20 protein-coding genes are annotated in these 18,828 nt (G+C 67.4%); 8 read left to right on the top strand and 12 right to left on the bottom strand.

Going from position 1 to position 18,828, the window contains the following annotated elements:
• Positions 1 to 14 precede the first annotated feature (14 nt).
• Both HPA01S_RS13100 and HPA01S_RS13095 read right to left on the bottom strand, forming a co-directional pair.
• Positions 15 to 659 (bottom strand): response regulator, encoded by a 645-nt coding sequence (locus HPA01S_RS13100; RefSeq protein WP_174525298.1) that lies wholly within the window; start codon positions 657 to 659, stop codon positions 15 to 17.
• Positions 634 to 1,785 carry a sensor histidine kinase gene (locus tag HPA01S_RS13095; RefSeq protein WP_066270633.1) on the bottom strand — a complete coding sequence of 384 codons (1,152 nt, stop codon included), beginning with the start codon at positions 1,783 to 1,785 and terminating at the stop codon, positions 634 to 636. The genes HPA01S_RS13100 and HPA01S_RS13095 overlap by 26 nt, the downstream gene beginning before the upstream one ends.
• Positions 1,786 to 1,981: 196 nt before the next feature.
• Between HPA01S_RS13095 and HPA01S_RS13090 the strand changes: the two genes are divergently transcribed.
• The 3 genes from HPA01S_RS13090 to HPA01S_RS13080 all read left to right on the top strand — a co-directional run bounded on the left by HPA01S_RS13090 (position 1,982) and on the right by HPA01S_RS13080 (position 5,079).
• Entirely contained in the window at positions 1,982 to 3,868 is a 1,887-nt protein-coding gene (locus HPA01S_RS13090; protein ID WP_066270632.1) for a methanol/ethanol family PQQ-dependent dehydrogenase, read from the top strand.
• A 79-nt stretch (positions 3,869 to 3,947) separates the two neighbouring features.
• On the top strand, positions 3,948 to 4,562 hold the full coding sequence (locus HPA01S_RS13085; RefSeq protein ID WP_066270631.1) for a pentapeptide repeat-containing protein: 615 nt from the start codon (positions 3,948 to 3,950) through the stop codon (positions 4,560 to 4,562).
• 13 nt (positions 4,563 to 4,575) lie between these two features.
• Positions 4,576 to 5,079: a c-type cytochrome gene (locus HPA01S_RS13080; protein ID WP_218005349.1), complete on the top strand. Its 504-nt coding sequence runs from the start codon at positions 4,576 to 4,578 to the stop codon at positions 5,077 to 5,079.
• A gap of 69 nt (positions 5,080 to 5,148) precedes the next feature.
• Here HPA01S_RS13080 and HPA01S_RS13075 read toward each other — a convergent pair whose 3' ends face one another.
• Both HPA01S_RS13075 and HPA01S_RS13070 read right to left on the bottom strand, forming a co-directional pair.
• Positions 5,149 to 5,886: an alpha/beta fold hydrolase gene (locus HPA01S_RS13075; RefSeq protein ID WP_066270629.1), complete on the bottom strand. Its 738-nt coding sequence runs from the start codon at positions 5,884 to 5,886 to the stop codon at positions 5,149 to 5,151.
• A gap of 77 nt (positions 5,887 to 5,963) precedes the next feature.
• Positions 5,964 to 6,944, bottom strand: a complete 981-nt coding sequence (locus tag HPA01S_RS13070; protein WP_066270627.1) for a Bug family tripartite tricarboxylate transporter substrate binding protein — start codon at positions 6,942 to 6,944, stop codon at positions 5,964 to 5,966.
• Positions 6,945 to 7,050: 106 nt separating this feature from the next.
• On the opposite strand from HPA01S_RS13070, the gene HPA01S_RS13065 reads away from it, so the two are divergent.
• The 3 genes from HPA01S_RS13065 to HPA01S_RS13055 all read left to right on the top strand — a co-directional run bounded on the left by HPA01S_RS13065 (position 7,051) and on the right by HPA01S_RS13055 (position 9,678).
• Positions 7,051 to 8,028: a LysR family transcriptional regulator gene (locus HPA01S_RS13065; RefSeq protein ID WP_066270623.1), complete on the top strand. Its 978-nt coding sequence runs from the start codon at positions 7,051 to 7,053 to the stop codon at positions 8,026 to 8,028.
• Positions 8,029 to 8,100: 72 nt separating this feature from the next.
• The gene (locus HPA01S_RS13060; protein ID WP_169801531.1) at positions 8,101 to 8,430 is read left to right on the top strand and encodes a LuxR C-terminal-related transcriptional regulator; all 330 of its coding nucleotides are present in this window, start codon (positions 8,101 to 8,103) and stop codon (positions 8,428 to 8,430) included.
• Between the two features lie 237 nt (positions 8,431 to 8,667).
• Positions 8,668 to 9,678, top strand: a complete 1,011-nt coding sequence (locus HPA01S_RS13055) for a helix-turn-helix transcriptional regulator (protein ID WP_245638645.1) — start codon at positions 8,668 to 8,670, stop codon at positions 9,676 to 9,678.
• Positions 9,679 to 9,726: 48 nt separating this feature from the next.
• Here HPA01S_RS13055 and HPA01S_RS13050 read toward each other — a convergent pair whose 3' ends face one another.
• The 6 genes from HPA01S_RS13050 to exaC all read right to left on the bottom strand — a co-directional run bounded on the left by HPA01S_RS13050 (position 9,727) and on the right by exaC (position 16,393).
• The gene (locus tag HPA01S_RS13050) at positions 9,727 to 10,062 is read right to left on the bottom strand and encodes a c-type cytochrome (protein ID WP_066270619.1); all 336 of its coding nucleotides are present in this window, start codon (positions 10,060 to 10,062) and stop codon (positions 9,727 to 9,729) included.
• Between the two features lie 184 nt (positions 10,063 to 10,246).
• On the bottom strand, positions 10,247 to 11,236 hold the full coding sequence (locus HPA01S_RS13045; RefSeq protein ID WP_084360665.1) for a quinoprotein relay system zinc metallohydrolase 1: 990 nt from the start codon (positions 11,234 to 11,236) through the stop codon (positions 10,247 to 10,249).
• Positions 11,233 to 12,072: a quinoprotein dehydrogenase-associated SoxYZ-like carrier gene (locus HPA01S_RS13040; RefSeq protein WP_245638644.1), complete on the bottom strand. Its 840-nt coding sequence runs from the start codon at positions 12,070 to 12,072 to the stop codon at positions 11,233 to 11,235. Before HPA01S_RS13040 ends, HPA01S_RS13045 begins: the two co-directional genes overlap by 4 nt.
• A gap of 9 nt (positions 12,073 to 12,081) precedes the next feature.
• Positions 12,082 to 14,208, bottom strand: a complete 2,127-nt coding sequence (locus HPA01S_RS13035) for a TonB-dependent receptor family protein (RefSeq protein WP_084360664.1) — start codon at positions 14,206 to 14,208, stop codon at positions 12,082 to 12,084.
• Between the two features lie 165 nt (positions 14,209 to 14,373).
• Complete coding sequence (locus HPA01S_RS13030) at positions 14,374 to 14,748, bottom strand: DUF779 domain-containing protein (protein WP_066270616.1); 375 nt, start codon at positions 14,746 to 14,748, stop codon at positions 14,374 to 14,376.
• A gap of 124 nt (positions 14,749 to 14,872) precedes the next feature.
• A complete protein-coding gene (gene exaC / locus HPA01S_RS13025; RefSeq protein ID WP_066270614.1) occupies positions 14,873 to 16,393 on the bottom strand; it encodes an acetaldehyde dehydrogenase ExaC in 1,521 nt (506 codons plus the stop codon).
• A 213-nt stretch (positions 16,394 to 16,606) separates the two neighbouring features.
• Here exaC and HPA01S_RS13020 point away from each other — a divergent pair, with 213 nt between their 5' ends.
• Together HPA01S_RS13020 and HPA01S_RS13015 are read left to right on the top strand one after the other, a co-directional pair.
• The gene (locus tag HPA01S_RS13020; RefSeq protein WP_157085004.1) at positions 16,607 to 16,795 is read left to right on the top strand and encodes a hypothetical protein; all 189 of its coding nucleotides are present in this window, start codon (positions 16,607 to 16,609) and stop codon (positions 16,793 to 16,795) included.
• A 102-nt stretch (positions 16,796 to 16,897) separates the two neighbouring features.
• On the top strand, positions 16,898 to 17,359 hold the full coding sequence (locus HPA01S_RS13015) for a GAF domain-containing protein (RefSeq protein WP_066270611.1): 462 nt from the start codon (positions 16,898 to 16,900) through the stop codon (positions 17,357 to 17,359).
• An 83-nt stretch (positions 17,360 to 17,442) separates the two neighbouring features.
• Here the strand turns inward: HPA01S_RS13015 and HPA01S_RS13010 are convergent, their stop codons facing one another.
• Positions 17,443 to 17,856, bottom strand: a complete 414-nt coding sequence (locus tag HPA01S_RS13010; RefSeq protein ID WP_066270609.1) for a DUF3597 family protein — start codon at positions 17,854 to 17,856, stop codon at positions 17,443 to 17,445.
• 166 nt (positions 17,857 to 18,022) lie between these two features.
• Positions 18,023 to 18,808 (bottom strand): molybdate ABC transporter substrate-binding protein, encoded by a 786-nt coding sequence (locus HPA01S_RS13005; protein WP_066270606.1) that lies wholly within the window; start codon positions 18,806 to 18,808, stop codon positions 18,023 to 18,025.
• Positions 18,809 to 18,828 lie beyond the last annotated feature (20 nt).

Below are 18,828 nucleotides of genomic sequence, written 5' to 3'. Positions count from 1 at the left end.
CAGGGGGGAGCCCCTCACACAGCCATCGCCTGCAAATCCACCAGCCCGTGGCGCACCGCCAGCCGCAGCAGCTTGATGTCGCTGTCGGTCTCCAGCTTCTGCCGCACCATCGACAGGTGGTTGTGAATCGTCTTCGGGCTCAGGTGCATGTGGGTGGCGATCTCGCGCGTCTCTTCGCCCGAGGCCAGCATGCGCAACACCTCGAACTCGCGCGGCGTGAGGCGGCTGAGCACCTGCTCGCCGTCGAGGCTGGCCTCGGCCAGCATCTGCGCCACGTCGGTGGAGAGCACGCGCCGCCCGCGCGCCACCGCGCGGATGCCGTCCAGCAGTTCGCTCGGCTCGCTGCTCTTGGTGAGGTAGCCCAGGGCGCCGGCGCGCATCGCCTGGGTGACGATGTTGGGGTTGTCGTGCATCGACAGCACCAGCACCCGGATCTGCGGATCGCGCGACAGGATGCGGCGGATCGCATCGATGCCGCTGGTGCCGCGCAGGCTGATGTCGACCACCACCAGGTCGATGCGCCCTTCCTGCAGCCGCGCATAGGCCTCGCCCGCGGTCGCGGCCTCGGCCACCACGCGCAGGTCGGGCTCGGCGTCGATCAGGCGGCGGTAGCCGGTCCGCACGACGGAATGGTCATCCAGCAGCAGTACGTTCACCATGGTGTGTGTCTCCTTCTTCGTGGTTTTCAACATGTCCACTCTCGGGCAGCCACAGGCTGACCCGCAATCCGCCCAGCGCCGAGGCACGCAGCCGCAGCCGCCCGTGCGCTGCCGCAGCACGCTCGCGCATGCCGCGCAGACCCGAGCGCGAGGAACGCAGTGCGGCCCGCACGTCGGTGCCGTGGCCGTCGTCTTCAATGCACACCGTGAGGCCCGGGCCTGCGAGCGCCACCGTGATCCGCACGCGGCGCGCGCCGGCGTGGCGCACGACGTTGGTCAGCGCTTCCTGCGCGGTGCGGTAGAGCGCCAGCCGGGCGTGCCGCGACAGCGTGGGCAGCGCCACCGGGCATTGCAGTTCCACCTGCAGGCCGGCGGCGTGCAACCAATGGCCACGCACCAGTTCTTCGAGTTCGGCGCGCAGCTCGCGCTGGTGTGCGTCCGGCCCGTGCAGGCGCCGCAACTGGCCGCGCACCTGCCGGCCCATGCGGGTGGCGGCTTCGCGGATGTCGCGTGCGCATTCGCCCAGCACCTGTGCCGGCGCGGTGGCGGCATGGCGCTCCAGGTAGGCTGCGGCGGTCTGCATCACCGTCAGGTTCTGGCCGAACTCGTCGTGCAGCTCGCGCGCCAGTTCCTGCCGTTCGGCCTCACGCGTGGCCATCACGTCTTCGCGCAGGCGGTGCAGGTCCACGCCGGCCTGGTCCAGTGCGGCACTCAGGCGTTGCGCGCCCACCGTGAAACCATGCAGGGCGCGCACCACCCACCACCAGGCGCCCAGCGCCAGCAGCAAGGCCAGCGGTGTGAGCACCGTCGCCATGCGGCCGGCTGCCTGCCAGCGAGACGGCGGCACTGCGCCGTCTGTTGCGAAATGGGACAGCGGTTGGTACAGATCGTGGGACACCGGCTGGGACAGGTGTTGCTCGGCTGAACGTTCGTGCCGGGCCAGCACCACGCGCACGTTGTCCGTCGCGGCCACCGCTGCCGGCAGGCGCGGGCCCATTGGCAGGGGTATCGGCAGCGCGCCACGCCCGTCCTGCCGCTCTTCGGCCAGCACCAGCGTCACGGCCGTCAGCATCAGGGCCATGCCCCCGGCCAGGAAGCACAGCAGCAGTCGAAACCTCAGATCCATGGCGTCTCCTGGTGTTGTTGCAGTGCCCTACCGCAAGGCACATGCCAACCCGGGCGAATGGCCCGGGCGCGTCGGGCATTTTTCCCGGATACGCGCCGCCAGACTCCCGATGCGAAAACGGGCCGCCGGTCAACACTTCCCCTGCGTTGCGGCATCCGTCACAACGACAAGACCACCCCTGACAAGAGGAGCACTCATGAGACAAGAAACCGCCCGTCGCGGTCGATGGCTGACCCGCATCACGCTGGCCACCGCCGCGCTGCTGGCCGGCGCCACCCACGCCGCCAAGCCCGTGACCTGGGAAGACATCGCCAACGACCACAAGACCACGACCGACGTGCTGAGCTACGGCCTCGGCCTGACGGCGCAGCGCTACAGCCCGCTGAAGACCGTCAACACGAAAAACGTGGGCGGCCTGATCCCGGTGTGGAGCTACTCCTTCGGTGGTGAGAAACAACGTGGCCAGGAAGGCCAGGTGCTGGTGCACGACGGCGTGATCTACGCCACCGGCTCCTACTCGCGCTTCTTCGCCATCGACGCGCGCACCGGCAAACGCCTCTGGACCTACGAGCACCGCCTGCCGGAAGACATCCGCCCCTGCTGCGACGTGGTCAACCGCGGTCCAGCGATCTACGGCGACAAGGTCTACTTCGGCACGCTGGACGCATCCATCGTGGCGCTGGACCGTGCCACCGGCAAGGTGGTGTGGCGCGAGAAGTTCGGTGACCACAAGGTCGGCTACACCATGACCGGCGCGCCCTTCGTCGTGAAAGACCAGAAGAGCGGCAAGGTGATGCTGGTGCACGGCTCGTCGGGCGACGAGTTCGGCGTGGTGGGTTACCTCTACGCACGCGACCTCGACACCGGCGCCGAGATCTGGGCGCGCCCGATGGTGGAAGGCCACATGGGCCGCCTCAATGGCAAGCCCAGCACGCCCACCGGCGACCCCAAGGCACCGACCTGGCCGAACGACCCGAACTCGCCCACCGGCAAGGTCGAGGCCTGGAGCCAGGGTGGCGGCGCGCCGTGGCAGACCGCCTCGTTCGACGTCGAGACCAACACCATCATCGTCGGCACCGGCAACCCCGCGCCCTGGAACACCTGGAAGCGCACTGCCGACGGCGACAAGCCACTCGACTGGCCCAGCCTCTACACCTCCGGCCAGGCCTATGTGGACCCGACCACCGGCGACCTGAAGAGCTTCCTGGCGCACACGCCGAACGACGCCTGGGACTTCTCCGGCAACAACTCGATCCTGCTGTTCGACTACAAGGACCCGAAGACCGGCAAGACCGTCAAGGCATCGGCGCACGCCGACCGCAACGGCTACTTCTTCGTGACCGACCGCGAGAAGCTGGCCAAGGGCGGCGGCCACCCGTGGAAGCAGAACTCCATCATCGGCGCATGGCCGTTCGTGGACGGCATCACCTGGGCCAGCGGCTTCGACCTGAAGACCGGCATGCCCATGGTGGACGAGAAGCAGTACCCACCGAAGCCGAAGCCAGGCCAGGACAAGGGCGACAGCATCTTCGTGTCCCCACCGTTCCTCGGCGGCACCAACTGGATGCCGATGAGCTACAGCCCGGACACCGGCCTGTTCTACATCCCGGGCAACCACTGGGCCATGGACTACTGGTCGGAGAACATCAACTACAAGGCGGGCGCGGCCTACCTGGGCCAGGGCTTCCGCATCAAGAAGCTGTACGACGACCACGTGGGCATCCTGCGCGCCATCAACCCCATCACGGGCAAGATCGAGTGGGAACACAAGGAGCAGTTCCCGCTCTGGGCCGGCACCATGACGACCGCTGGCGGCCTGTTGTTCACCGGCACCTCGGACGGCTACATCAAGGCCTTCGACACCAAGAACGGCAAGGAGCTGTGGAAGTTCCAGACCGGCTCCGGCGTGGTCTCGGTGCCCGTGACCTGGGAGATGGACGGCGAGCAGTACATCGGCATCCAGTCCGGCTACGGCGGCGCCGTGCCGCTGTGGGGTGGTGACATGGCCGAGCTGACCAAACAGGTGTCGCAAGGCGGCTCCATGTGGGTCTTCAAGCTGCCCAAGCAAGTGGCCAGCCGCTGAGATTCAGCTCCCCTCCCCGACCTGGCCTGCGCGCTCCCACGGAGACCGGCCAGGTCTTTTTCTTTCTGGAACACCCGCCATGAAATCCCCACCCAAAGCCCTGCTCGCCGCGGCGCTGCTGGCCGCGATGTACAGCGCCGGCACGACCGCACAACCCGTGGGCGACACCACGGGCGCCAGCGACAACAACGAGCCTCTGATCATCAACGGCTGCCCGATCTGGACCTACACCCGCTGCCCCGGCGCCGACCTGCGCCACGCCAACCTGGTGGGCAAGAACCTCGCCGGTGCCGACCTGCGCGGCGCCGACCTGACGCGTGCCGACCTGCGTGGCGCCAACCTGGCCGCGGCCGACCTCGAAGGCGCCAACCTGACCGGCGCGCGCCTGAACAAGGCCACCGCCGCCAACACCAACTTCCAGAAGGCGCGTTTCATCGGCACCGACCTGGAGGGCGCACGCCTGATGCGCGCCGACTTCTCCGGCGCCGAGTTCGTCGGCGTGAACATGGAGATCGCGCGAATGAACCACGCCTGGTTCGTCGGCGCGCGCATCGTTTCCAGCGACCTGCAGGAAGCCAAGTTCATCTCCGTCAACCTGAAGGACGCGACCTTTGAAGGCAACGTCACCCGCTACGCGATCTTTCCCGAGTCGCTCATGGACGGCTGCAAGGGCTGCCCGGAAGGGTGGAAGTGAGATGGACATGCACATGAACATGCACACCAAGACCAACACCCGGTTCGCCCCGTTGCGCGCGCTGCTGCCCTGCGCGGCCTTGTTCATCGCCATGCTGGCGGCCACACCCGCGGCCCATGCCGACGTGGTCGCGGTGGCGCCGACGGTGGACACCGCGTCGCTGCCCACCATCGAGGCCGGCTGGGCGCCGGTGAACCCGCTGCGTGGCAATGCCAACGCCGTCAACGTCGGGCGCGAGGCCTTCAACCAGTCCTGCGCCGCCTGCCACGGCACCAACGCCAACGGCTCCCGCTCACCGGCCCCCGACCTGCGCCGCATGGGCCGCAGCTGCCAGCGCCTGCAAGACCCGGCGCTGCGCCAGCGTTGCCAGTCGGACGCGGACTATTTCTTCGTCAAGTCCGTGCGCTACGGCAAACAGAAGTTCGGCATCGTGCACATGCCACCGTGGGAAGGCGTGCTGGATCCGCGCATGATCTGGTCGATCCGGACCTTTGTGGAAAACGCGCCGATGCAATGACGCTGGCGGTGCGCCACCGTGCCTCCGGCAAGTCGATGCGGGGGCACGGTCCGGCAGCGTTGGAGCAACTCAATAAGCAGCCCGCCGCGCGATGAAGTCCAGCACCTGCCGGTTGAACTCGGCCGGCTTCTCGAAGTACGCCGAATGCCCGGCCTGATCGACCACGACCAGTTCGCTGCCGTCAATCAGGTCTGAGACCTCCTGCATCACGGCCACCGGCACGATGGGGTCTTCACGCCCCACCAGCAACAGCGTGGGACAGCCCACCTCACGCAAGGCGTCCACCGGGGTCAGGCTCTCGGGCCGGTGCAGGCCCGCCAGCGCCGCACCCCAGTCGCTGCCGGCAATGGCGTACGCACTCGGGTTGAAGTGGTTGATCTGCGCGTACAAGGCCGCCTTGTCGGGGTGCTGGGCCACGAACCAGGCGCCGAGGGAGCGCTCTTCAATGGTCACCGCCTGGTGCGTGATCTGACGCCTGGCGATGCTCTCCAGCAAGACCGGATGGTTGATCGCCAACGAGCTGTCGCAAGCCACGAAGGCGGCCAGCCGCGAGGGATGCACGAGCGCCATCCTCAAGCCGATCATGCCGCCCAGCGACTGCCCCACCAGCGTGGCGCGTGCCACGTTTTCGCGGTCGAGAACGGCCACCATGTCCTGCGCCAGCACATCCATCACAAACTCGTCCAGCGGTGCCACCGAACGCCCGAAGCAACGAATGTCCACCGTGATGCAGGTGTGCGTGCGCGAGAAGTCCGGCAGTTGCTGCCACCATGTCGCGGCGTTGGAGCCGGCGCCATGGCAGAACATCACGACAGGGCCATCTCCTCGACGCTCGTAATAAATGCGGCGTCCGAGAGATTCAACAAATGCCATTCGGAAAGTCCTCAGTTCGCCTTGATGTTGAGACTGCGAACCAGTTGTCCCCAGCGATCTGTCTCGCTGCGCACCAGTCGCGTGTACTGGTCCGGTGAGCTGAGCATTGGCTCAAGCCCCTCGAACTCCAGCTGCTTGAGCAAGGCCTTGTCTTTCAGCGCGAGCTGCAGCGCCGCGTTGACCTTGCGAACGATCGCCTCCGGCGTTCCCTTGGGGGCAGACACGCCGACCCAGCTGTTCACCGTCAGCTGTGGCAAGCCCAGCTCGACAAAGGTCGGCACGTCGGGGATGACGCTGTTGCGCTGTGTGCTGGTGATGGCCAGCACCTTCAGCTTGCCCGCCTGCACGCCCGGCGCCGCCGCGTTCTGCGGGATCACGATGACGGGCACCACCCCCGCGAGCACATCCTGCAGCGCAGGCGCTCCGCCCTTGTAAGGCACGTGCGTCAACTGCGTGCCAGTGGCGCGCTGCAACAGCTCCATCACCAAGTGGCCCGAGCTGCCCGCCCCGGAGCTGGCGTAGTTGACACCACCCGGATCCTTCTTGGCCTTCTGCACCAGCTCGGCAAAGCTGCCAAAGCCCGCATCGCTGCGCACCACCAGCCATTGCGGCCCCTCGCCGATGGCGCCGACGTGCTCGAAGTCCTTGTTGATATCGAAGGGCACGTTCTCGTAGATGCTCTGCGCGATCGTGTTGAGCATGCCCGTCATCGTCAGCGTGTAGCCATCCGGCACGGCAGTGGCGCCGGCCTGGGTGCCGACGATGTTGCCGGCGCTGGGCCGGTTGTCCACCACCATGGGCTGCTTGAGAATCTGCCCCATGTGCTGCGCAAGTGGCCGCATCGTGCGGTCGAACGGTCCGCCTGCGGGTGCAGGCACGATGATGCGGATCGGCCGCGCAGGCCAGTCGGCGGACTGGGCCAGCACAGCACTCGGCGCGATGGCGCAGGCGCCGGCCAGCACGGCGAACAATCGTCGGTTGAAAATGGTCATGTCTGTCTCCTGTTTTTGACGTACTCAAGGCACCAGGGGATCTTCTGTCCGCCCTGCACCCGTGGCAAATTAATTCCGACGGCAACCCATTAGACTTTCCGATACCTTGAGCACCACCTCGTCCGTATTCCTCAACCGCCTGCTGGCACGCGGCAAATTCCGCCACGTGCAGGTTTTGCTGCACCTCACCGAACTGGGCAGCGTTCAGCGCACGGCCGATGCGATCGGCATGACGCAGTCGTCCGTGACACAAACCCTGGCCTACCTCGAAGAGCTGCTCGGCATCAAGTTGTTTGACCGGCATGCGCGCGGCGTGAGGCCAACCCCCGCCTGCCAGGACTTGCTGCCCGTGGCGCGTCAACTCATGCTGGGGCTGAGCGAAGGCGCCGAAGTGCTGGCCGCGCGCCAGCAGCAAGGCGTCGGCACCATACGCCTGATCGGCTCGGCCTCGGCCATCAACGGCCTGCTGCTCAACGCCCTGCCGGCGTTCGGGGAGTTGCACCCCGGCATACAGATCCACCTGCGCGAGGCCGAAGACGAAGACCAGCTGCTGGCGATCGCCCGCGGCGAGGTCGATCTGGTGGCCTGCCGTCGCCCATCGGTCGTGCCCGAGGGCTGGGAGTTCCACCCCGTGCTCGAAGACCATCTGCTGGTCGTGTGCCGCGCCAACCACCCGGTGGCCCGGCTGCGCAAGCCCAGCTGGTCGACGTTGAGCAAGCAGACCTGGTTCGTGTCGCCCGCAGGCCTGACGGCAAGAACGCATTTCGACGCGCTGTGCAAGCCGCTGGCAAAAGCCCCGAAAACCTACACCGTCGTCACCCGGTCAATGCCCATGTTGTGGCAACTCCTGCTGCACAGGGACCTGCTCGCACTGCTCCCGCTCACGCTGGTTCGGCCCTTGCTCGAAACCGGGGCACTGGTGTCTGTGCCTCTGGCCGAAAACGTCGCCATGCCACCGATCGGCCTGCTACAGCCGCGCGCCGGCATGGGTGTGGCCGCAAGCAGCCTGAGCCAATTCATTCACCACAGAAGCTCCGCCGACAGCCCCAAGGCCGCACGACCTTCGCGCAAGCCCCGGCGGTGAGTTGGGTGGCTGGGTGCATCAACGATCCACCGCCTCCGGCGCAGCCATGACGCGCACCACGAACCGACCAACGTGACAACCCCTTCTCTCGGAACCACGGTACTCGGCCAGCGGCTGTTGCGGCTCTACCGGCTTTCGCACGAACAAGCCATCACCGGGTTTCAGGATGCGGCCCTGGACCTGCTGTTCCTGCACACCCGGCGCCGGCAGGGGGTGGACGAACTCAGCGAGCGCGAACGTGTGGTGGCCGAGCTGGTGGCGACCGGCCAGAACCACAAGGAAATCGCCAGGACCCTGCAGCGTTCACCCTCAACCGTGCGCAACCAGATCCGCTCCGTCTACAGCAAGCGGCAGGTGGGCAATGTGGCCAGCCTCGTCCATGCCTTGAACGCCGCCCAGTAGCGCCAAAGCGTTGTGGCAGCGGCGCAGCCCGGCACGCCTGCTGGCGCCTTGTACCGCGAAGGTTTTCAGGCGTTTGATGCAGGCGTGGTGCGCTACATTCAAGTGGCGTACAGGGCCGCGGCACAGGCGGCTCAACCACTCCAGACTCACCCACCTTTTCAACACATTGACCACCGGCAGAACGCCAGAAACCGGCCCGCTGCACGAGCATGCGAAGCCCGTGCCGGGGAGGCCGACATGGGGGTGAAGGCGCAGACGGTGCAGGCCGCGCAGACCGCACACATGGCGGCCGACATGAACCACTTCCTGCTGGACCTGTATCGGCTGTCCTACGAACGCCCGCTGGGTGAGTTTCAGGACGCGGCGCTGCGCCTGGTGCAGCAGGTGCTGCCGTTTGATTCGGCCGCCTGGGGCACCGCCATCGAAGCCGGCGACGGCGTCACCACCCACAACATCCACCTGCACCGCCAGCCCGAGGAGATCCTCTCGGCCTACGAGCAGATCAGGCACCTGGACACCGCCGCACAGGCGGCCTCCCGCCGGCCGCGCAGCACGCTGGGCATTCACGCGCGGCGCTGGTTTGCATCGGCCGAACAAGCCGCCGTGCGCGACTACGGCCGCCGCTTCCAGCTGGCGAACTACTTCATCGCGTCGAACCTGGACACCCGCGCCAACTGCTTCAACTGGGTCACGCTGTACCGCCACGACGAAGAGCAGCATTGCCTGGAACACGAATGCGCCCTGCTCGACACCGTGTCGCCACACCTCATGCAGGCGCTGGCGATCAACCGGCTCGCCCACCTCGAACGCGTGAACGCGGAACCGCGCGACAACACGGGCCGCGCCATCGCCGACCTGCGCGGCGTGCTGCACCATGCGGACGCGGCCTTTTGTGATCTGCTGCGGCGCGAGTGGCCGGCCTGGCGCAGCGGGCGCCTGCCCGACGCCCTGATGGAGCATGTGCGGCAAGGCCCCTCACGCTGGGTTGGCCGCAACACGGTGGTGTCACAGCGCGAGGAACACGGCCTGTGGTTTCTGGACGCACGCGAGCGCTGCCCGGCCGACAACCTGACGCCACGCGAACGCCTGGTGGTTGAACTGGTGGCGCGTGGTCTCTCGCACAAGGACATCGCACAGCAGTTGAAGCGTTCGCCCTTGACGATCCGCAACCAGGTTCGCGCGGTCTACGAAAAGCTCGACGTCAGGAACGCGGCCAGTCTGATCAAGGCCTTGCGCGCGGGCAACTGAGCGCCCGAGCGAGCGAGCCCCGGCAGGCCCGGCGCGCGGTGACAGCCTTCAGGGCTTGATGGTCAGCACCCACTCGGCCAGCCGCTTCACGTCAGCGGGTGGCACGCTCGGGTGGCCCGGCATCGGGATGCGTCCCCACTTGCCGCTGGAACCGTTCTGGATCGACATCGCGAGATCGGCCGCCGCGTCCTTCTGGCCGGCGTACTTCGCCGCCACGGCCGAGAACGCCGGGCCCACCACTTTCTCGCCGTTCGAATGGCAGGAGTAGCAGCCGCTGGCCTTGGCCAGATCGGCCACGGCGCTGAGGTCGGTGGCCTGCGCATTCAGCGCAGCGCCACACAGCGCCAGAACACAAGAAGCTCGAAGAAGGAAAGAAGCGCGCATGGGGTGGTCCTGTTGTCTCATGTGGGGTCAATAAATGGGCAGGCCCGGCCATTCCGCAAACTCTGTGCCAGTGGTGCAACGGCCAGCGCTGTTCAGAATTGACACAGCGGTGTGGCGCGGCTGTTGCAGCCTGGCCCGCATGAGCGCTCTATCGACGCCCTGTCAGCGGTCTATCAGCGGCCTGTCAGCGCCCTTCGAGCGCCTGCTGTTCGTACACCGGGTACCACTGCGCCAGCGTGCGCTGCAGCTCCACCGGCTGCGCCGCCCAGCTGGCGAAGCGGGCCGGCACCGGCATGCCCAGCACCTCCGAAAGATCGCGCCCGGCCTGCGCCTGCTCGCGCATGTGGCCGGCCAGCCAGCGCAGCCAGTCGCGCGTCTGCACGATGCCGCGGTGGCCTTCGTGCACCGGTCCGTGGCTGGGCACCACCTGCCGGAAGTAACCGAGCTGCAGCATGTTCTCCAGCTTGTCCAGGCTGGCCAGCCAGGCCGCAAAGTCGGCGTGCGGCGTGGTCGGCACCCGTTCGGCAAACACCAGGCCACCGGCGAACAACACGCCGGTGCTGTGGTCGATCAGCACCAGGTCGTCTTGCGTATGGCCCTGAAGCCGCACCAGTTCCAGCCGGTGCTGGCCGAGCGTGCGCACACCGGCTTCGACGCTGCGTTCGGCCGGCGTCGGTTCGGTGCCCTGCATCCACGGGCCGCACAGGCGGTACAGGTTGTCGGCGTAGGCACTGCCCTCGGCCCGCATGCCGGTGATGCTGCCGGCCAGCGCCTGCGCACCTGGCGCGACCCAGGCCTGGTTGCCGAAGAAGTAGTCCGGGTGCAGGTTGAGGTTGAGCACCTGCACCACCGGTTCGCTGGTGGTGCGCTCGATCAGGCGGCGCTGCTGTTCGCCGTACAGGCGCGAGGGCCCGGTGTTGACCACCACCACACCGGCACCGGTGGCGATGAAGGCGGTGTTGATGATGTTGCAGCCGTTGCTGGTGTGGAAGTCGGCCACCGCACCTTCGATCACCCAGGTGCGCGGCGCAATGGCACGCGCCTGCAAACGGTAGTCCAGCCGCGCCACGTCCGCCTGCGACGGCGTGCTCGCCACCGCAACGGCCTGGGCCTGAACCGGAGGGGCAAGGATGGCGGCCATGGTCGCGGTGAGCGCGCAGAGCAGCGGCTTCATGACGGCACCACCGCGTCGATGCGGTTGCCGTTGTTGTCGCGCCCCACCAGCCGCAGCGTGCCAGTGATCTGGCGCGGCAGCTCGAAGGTGATGAGCGGGTTCTCCGACACCGGTTCGTGCAGGGCCAGCCGCCACCAGGGCTCACCCGCCGCGTCCAGCAAGGCCAGTTGTTCGAGGTGGAAGGCGGGAATGCCGGCGACCAGGCCGGTGTCCATGGGGTGCATGACGCGCACGCGCAGGCGCCGGCTGTGGTCGATCACGTTGTTGAAGAAACGCGCCTGCACCTGGTTCAGCGTCTGGCTCCAGCTGCCGTCGGCGCGCGTCACGCCTGGCACGGTGCAGCCACCGCCCGCGGCCTGCACCCAGGTGCCGCCCACGTGCCACTGCCCGTCCTGTGTCTGCACCAGCGCACGCACCGGCGAGGCCTGCTCCAGCCGCAGGCGAAAGGCCAGCACCGGCAGCGCGCGCAGCGGCTCGAAATCGAGCACGTGGCGCACCGGGTTGCGGTCGGCCACCACGCGGATGCGCGCCACCGGCACACCGGCCTGGGCCAGCGCACGCGCGTCAACCATCACCGGCACGTTCATCGCGTCGTCGGCAAAGGCCGGGCCTTTCACCAGCACACGCTCGCTGAAGCGCACGTTGCCACCGGCGCCGATGAAGCTCTGCTTCACATCCGGCCATTGCGTCGAGCCCAGCGGGTCACCCTCGCTGGCATCGCCGGCGGCGCGTGCGCTGCGCCAGGGCGCCAGCAGGGTGAAGGCGGTGGCGCCCAGCAAACTGCGGCGCAGTGGCCAGACAGAAGGCGGCAGCGTTGCCATGGTGCGATGACGCATGGCCGGCCTTCAGAACGCGAGGCTGGCGCTCATGCCCAGCCCCCACTGCCGGCCCGGCGCGGGCTCGAAGAAGCGCCGGTTGCCTTCGTTGGCGATCACCGAGCCCACATAGGCCTTGTCGGCCAGGTTGTCCACACGCAGGTACTGGCGCAGGCGCCAGGCGCCCACGCGCTGCTCCCAACCCAGGCGGGCGTGGAACACGGTGGCGGCCTGGGTGCGGTCGGTGTTGAGGTCGTCCACCGCCATGCGGCCCAGGTGCACCACCTCCAGTGCGGCACTGAAGCCGGGCCAGGCGCGCGGTTGCCAGGCCAGTTCACCGAACAGGCTGGTGTCCAGCGTGCCGGGGATGCGGTTGCCGCGCGCGACGGTGGCGCCGCTGCTGCTGGCAAAGGCGTCCTTGAAGCGCGCGTTCAGCGTCGACAAGGCCACGTGCGTGCGCCACTCGGGCGTCCACTGCATGCTGTGCGCCACCTCGATGCCCGAGCGCTGCGTCTTGCCAGCGTTGGTGAAGATGCTGCGCCCGCCCACGCTGGAGGCAACCACGATCTCGTCGCGCGTCTCGATGTGGAACAGCGCCACGTCCAGCCGCTGCCGTTCGGACACGCGGGTCTTCAAGCCCAGTTCGCTCAGGGTGCTGCGCGCGGCCTGCAAAGCCAGGTTGGGGCCGCTGCCGCCGCTGCGGTAACCGATCTCGCTGAAGGTGGGGGTCTCGAAGCCGCGGCCGATGTTGAAGTACAGGTTGGTGTCGGCGCCGAAGTGGCGCGTCACGCCCACCACCGGCGTGTTGGCGCTGAAGCGGGCACGGCCGCTGTCGTCGGGGTTGCCGGCGCGCACGAAGTGGTCGTCCACCCGGAAGGTCACGCGGTTGGCGCGCACACCGGCCAGCGCGCTCCACTGCTCGTTGATGCTCCAGTCGAGCTGCGCGTAGACACCCGTGCTCTGCACCTTGTCGTCTTCGTCGCGCTTGAGTGCGCCGCGCACACCGAGGTTGTTGATGTAGCCCAGGCGCTGCTCGCTCATGCGCTCCAGATCGACACCGACGCTGGTGCGCAACTGCCCCTGGCCGAGCGCCTGGCGCGTGCTGTAGCGCAGGCCGGCGCCGCTGTACTCACGGTCCAGCTGCACGATGCCGCCGGCCGAGGTGGCGGGCATCTGCGCCGCGAGCGGGATCGAGAGGCGGTTGTCCAGATCGCGCTGGCCGGTGTAGATGCGCGCCATCAGCTCGCTGTCGGCGTTCAGCCGGTGGTCCACCACCAGGCCCAGCTGGCGCTGCGACACGTCCTTGCCGGCGTTGTATTCGAGCGAGCGGCTGTCGGCCTGGCGCGGGTTGGCCTGCAGCTGCGCACGCGTGAGACCCAGCGGATCGCCCGACACCGGTTGGTCGAACACGTTGGCCACCAGCGTGATGCGCGTGTCGTCACCGACCTGGGTGCGCAGCTTGGCGTTGAGGTGGCGGCGCTGGGCCGCGCTGTTCTGGCGCCAGCCGTCGGTGCGGAAGTCGCTGTAGTCCACCACGTAGTTCAGGCCGCCCTGCTGGCCGGCGGCCTGCAGGCCGTAGCGGCGCATGCCGTCGGGGCCGGCATCGACGCTGAAGCGCAGCTCGGGCCGCGCCGGGCCGTCGGCGGTGAAGACCTGCACCACGCCGGCCGAGGAGTTGCCGTACAGCTGCGCCAGCGGGCCGCGCAAGACCTCGATGCGCTGGGCCGAGGCCAGGCTGATGGTGGAGGCCTGGCCCTGGCCGTCGGGCATGGTGGCGGGAATGCCGTCCACGATCAGGCGCGAACCCCGGATGCCGAACGACGAGCGCGAGCCGGAGCCGCGGATGGAGAGCTGCAGATCCTGCGCGTAGTTCTGCCGGTTGAGCGCGGCGATGCCGGGCACGCGGTTGAGCGACTCGGACAGGTTGACGCGTGGCCCGGCGGCCTCGATCACGTCCTGCCCCACGGCCTGGATGGCGGCGGGGGCGTCGAAACTGCGCTGCGCCTGGCGGTCGGCGCTGATCACCACCTCCTCCAGCAACTGGGCGTGGGCCGTGGTGCCGGCCAGGGCGGCCAGGCAGAGCGCAGCCTGCAGCGGGCGCAAGTGGTGGGCAGGGTGCGCAGCGGCGCGAGACGCTTGAAGGGCTTTCAAGGGCATGGGGATTTGTCTCCGTTGTATCGGTGCCCCTGCGTGGGCGCTGCACCGGGGATATGTCTTTTTTGTCTGTCTCTCACCGGCACATGCAACAAGTTCCGTGCCATGCCGAAACTGCGCCACGGTGTTCAGAAATGGAGCAACCGGCCGGCCCCGGTGTGCGCGGCCTCAGGCGGCGCGGTCGAGCGCGTCCAGCTCGGCCATCTCCTGTTCGGAGAACACGCGCGAGCGGGTGTGGAAGGCCTTGCCCTCGGGGCCTTCGAGCGAAAAGGTGCCGCCGTGGCCTTCGATCACGTCGATGATGAGCTGGGTGTGGCGCCAGTACTCGTACTGCGCCTTGCCGATGTAGAACGGGCAGCCACCGATGTCGCCCAGGTACACATCGCCCGCGCCGGTGGTGATCTCGCCCAGCAGGTAACAGTTGGCGGCGCTGTTGTCGCAGCAGCCACCACTCTGGTGAAACATCAGGCCGGGGCCGTGTTTGCGCTTGAGCTGCTCGATCAGCTCCACGGCGGCGGGGGTGGCGATGACGCGTTCAACCATGAAGTGTCTCCAGGAGAAAAAGCCCCGGAACCGCCGGCTCCGGAGCGAGGTGCCTAGCCAGCCGGCCCGCACGCGTTGCCCCCTTCGAGGGGGTGACGCGCCGCAGGCGCGGCGCGGGGGTGGCTCAGAAGAACCCGAGCTTGTTCTCGTTGTAGCTCACCAGCAGGTTCTTGGTCTGCTGGTAGTGGTCCAGCATCATCTTGTGGGTTTCGCGGCCGATGCCCGATTCCTTGTAGCCACCGAATGCGGCGTGTGCCGGGTAGGCGTGGTAGCAGTTGGTCCAGACGCGGCCGGCCTTGATGGCGCGGCCCATGCGGTAGGCCACGTTGCCGTTGCGGCTCCACACGCCGGCGCCCAGGCCGTACAGCGTGTCGTTGGCAATGGCCAGCGCTTCGGCCTCGTCCTTGAAGGTGGTCACGGCCAGCACCGGGCCGAAGATTTCTTCCTGGAAGATGCGCATCTTGTTGTGGCCCTTGAACAGCGTGGGTTGCACGTAGTAGCCGCCTTCCAGATCACCACCCAGGTGGGCCTGGCCACCGCCGGCCAGCACTTCCGCGCCTTCCTGCTTGCCCAGGTCGAGGTACGAAAGGATCTTGGTCAGCTGTTCCTTGCTGGCCTGCGCACCCATCATGCTGTCGGTGTCCAGCGGGTTGGCGTGCTTGATGGCGGCCACGCGCTTGAGCACACGCTCCATGAACTTGTCGTAGATGCTTTCCTGGATCAGCGCGCGGCTCGGGCAGGTGCAGACCTCGCCCTGGTTGAAGGCGAACAGCACCAGGCCTTCGATGGCCTTGTCGAGGAAGGCATCGTCCTTGTCCATGATGTCGGCGAAGAACACGTTGGGCGACTTGCCGCCGAGTTCCAGCGTGGCCGGGATCAGGTTGTTGGCCGCCGCCTGCGCGATCACGCGGCCGGTGGTGGTGGAGCCGGTGAAGGCGATCTTGGCGATGCGCTTGCTGGTGGCCAGCGGCATGCCGGCTTCGCGGCCGAAACCGTTGACGATGTTGAGCACGCCCGGCGGCAGCAGATCACCGATCAGCTCGGCCAGGATCAGGATGGAGATCGGGGTGGACTCGGCGGGCTTGAGCACCACCGCGTTGCCGGCGCCCAGCGCGGGCGCGAGTTTCCACGCCGCCATGAGGATGGGGAAGTTCCAGGGAATGATCTGGCCGATCACGCCCAGCGGTTCCTGGATGTGGTACGCCACGGTGTTCTCGTCGATGTTGCTCAGCGCGCCTTCCTGGGCCCGCACGCAGCCGGCGAAATAACGGAAGTGGTCTACCGTGAGCGGGATGTCGGCGTTGAGCGTTTCGCGGATCGCCTTGCCGTTGTCCACGGTCTCGGCGTAGGCCAGCAGTTCCAGGTTCTGCTCGATGCGGTCGGCGATCTTCAGCAGCACGTTGGCGCGCTCGGCGGCCGAGGTCTTGCCCCAGGCGTCGGCGGCGGCGTGCGCGGCGTCGAGTGCGAGTTCGATGTCTTCGGCGGTGGAGCGTGCAGCCTGCGTGTACACCTTGCCCGAGACAGGCGTGATGACGTCGAAATACTGGCCCTTGACCGGCTTGACCCAGCGGCCGCCGATGAAGTTGTCGTACTGGGCCTTGTAGGCGATCTTGGCGCCGGCGGCGCCGGGTGCTGCGTAAAGCATGGTGTCTTCCTCTGGATGGACGTTCGTTGATGGCGGACCTGTGTCATCAGGTCTGCTTCACTCCTCAAGTTCCATGCCATGTGCTCTCCCCCTGCGAAAACGCTGCAGGCCGGCGCAAGCGGCGGTGACACTGTTCCTAAAACGCGCAACCGTGCACGGCGGCTGTTGCAAAGCGGCGCAGTGAACGCCGGGCGCGTGGCCATAATGGGCGCGATGCAACAGGACACCGAAGAACGCTTCAAGACCGGCCTGCAGGTGATCGGCATCCTGGGCCTGCTCGGCATCGTGTCCATGTTGTTCCACAAGGGTTTCGTGGACATCTCGGTGCTGTGGCAACAGCACTCGGGCGCAGATTTCCTGGCCGCGCTGGCGCGCTACTTCTTCAAGAACCTGGCAGGCTGATGCGCTTGGTGCCGGCGGCCCCTGCGGTCCGGCTGGCGCGGGCCGTGCTTGTCGGGTTTAATCACCAGCGACCTCGACGGCACCCACCTCCACGGGATTTCCATGACGCAACAAGAACGGCTTGAAGAACTGCGCACCGCCCTGCGGCACACGGGCATCGACGGCGGCCTCAAGGTCTTGAACGACGGCATAGCGCACCGCTACACCGCGCTGTACCGCCTGCACGATTCCATGCTGAAGAACGTGGGCCTGTTCGACAAGGCCGGCGAGGTGCGGGCCGAATACCTGGCCGTGGTGCCGCTGGAATCGAGTTTTTGCCAGTTCGTGCTGCGCGATGGTTTTTTTGCCTCCTCCGACACCGGTGAAGACCGCCGGCTGGATGGCCACGTCTACCAGGGCAAGCTGATGGCCTACCACGGCGTGCCGGTGCGCGACCGCCATGGCGAATTGTTCGGCACCCTGTGCCACTTCGACATGCTGCGGCGCGACATCTCGCAAGAAAATTTCGAGCTGATGCAACAGGCCGCCGTGGCCTTCGCACCCCTGCTGGAACAGCAGCCCTAGGGGCTTCCACCACGTGCCGGCCCGGCCACACAGCACAACGCCCCTTTCGGGGCGTTGTGTTTTTCAGGCGCGGCGCAGCCAGATCAGTTGAACAGCTCTTTCGGCACGTTGCCGCCGTTGGCCGCGATGTGGGCCAGCACGTTCTTGTGCAGCCACATGTTCATCTTGGCCGAGTCGTTCATCAACTCGTCGGGGCAGTACAGCTCCTTGGCCAGTTCCTTGCGCGCAGTCAGGCTGCTGTCGAGGTCCAGCAGCTTGAGCAGGTCGACGATGGAGGTTTTCCAGTTCAGCTTCTGCGGGTTGGCTGCGGCTTTCTTTTCCATCAGGGCCATCACGTCGACCAGGGTGATCGAGGCCACGGCAGGCGCTGCGGCCGGTGCGGGCGCGGGGGCGGCGGCAGCGGGGGCGTCGTTGGGCGCGGCTGGCGGGGTGATCACGGGGGCGGCGGCGGCCGACGACATGCCAAGCTTCTCAAGAATGTTGCTGAAAAATCCCATTGCTCTCTCCTGGTTTCGTTAAAAAAAGGGCCCGCGCGGGTCAGCCCCGCGGGTTTCGCCAGCATAGGCGATAAACCCGGCGCCAGTGTGTCGCATGTCAATGAAGCGACTCGATCGCGCTGGTGGCGATCACCCACCGGGCCGGGAGTCGGTCGATGGCTCAGCCTCAGGGCTTGCCAAAACCGTAACGCGCAAACGTGGCCTGCGCGCCGGGCGCCAGCAGGGCCTTGGCGAAGGCCTCGGCCTGCACAGGTGCCCCTTGCCGCACCGTGAGTCCATAGGCCGCGCCCACCTGCAGCTCGGCAGGCATCTGCACCAGCTTCAGCCGCGGCACTTCCTTCTGCGACGCCACAGCGTTGGTGCAGTAGGTCAGGAACACGTCGGCCTGGCCCTGGTCCATCACCCAGGCGTAGGTGCCCTGGCCGGCGGGCGGCTTGGGCGAATCCGGGCCACCGGTGAGCTTGAGGGCCTTGGCATCGAGAGCCGCGTAAGCACCGACCCGCACACCGTCGGCCTTGCGGAACAGCTCCCACGCGTAGTCGCCCGACGGATCGGCCTTGGGCGTGGACGTGCCCAGCCGCACCGCCGGGTTGAGCATGGTGTCCAGCAGGGTCTGCGGCGTGGCGTTCACGTTGGCCTGCGTCAGTGCGCACAGGCTGTTGCGCACGAACACGGTGTGCGGTGCCCAGCCACCTGCGGCAGCCAGGCGCTGCGGATGCTGCGTGTCGGCCGAGGCAAACACCATCGCACCCTCACCTTTTTCGATGCGCTCGCGCAGCAGGCCGGAGGCGCCGAAGGTCAGCGCCACCTTCTGCCCGGTGCGCGCCTCGTGCTCGCGCGCGATCTCGGTGAGCACCTCGCGCAGGCTGCCCGCGGCGTAAACCTGCAACGGTTCACTCATGGCGGGAGCTGGCGATGTGGCGCAGGCCGAGAGCAGCAACAGGCCACCCATCGAGGCGCTCAGCAGCAGCC

The sequence above is a fragment of the Hydrogenophaga palleronii NBRC 102513 genome (genome assembly GCF_001571225.1).
Classification (GTDB): domain Bacteria; phylum Pseudomonadota; class Gammaproteobacteria; order Burkholderiales; family Burkholderiaceae_C; genus Hydrogenophaga; species Hydrogenophaga palleronii.
Note: the sequence above shows the minus strand (reverse complement) of the source record. Positions and strands in the feature narration are given on the sequence as shown.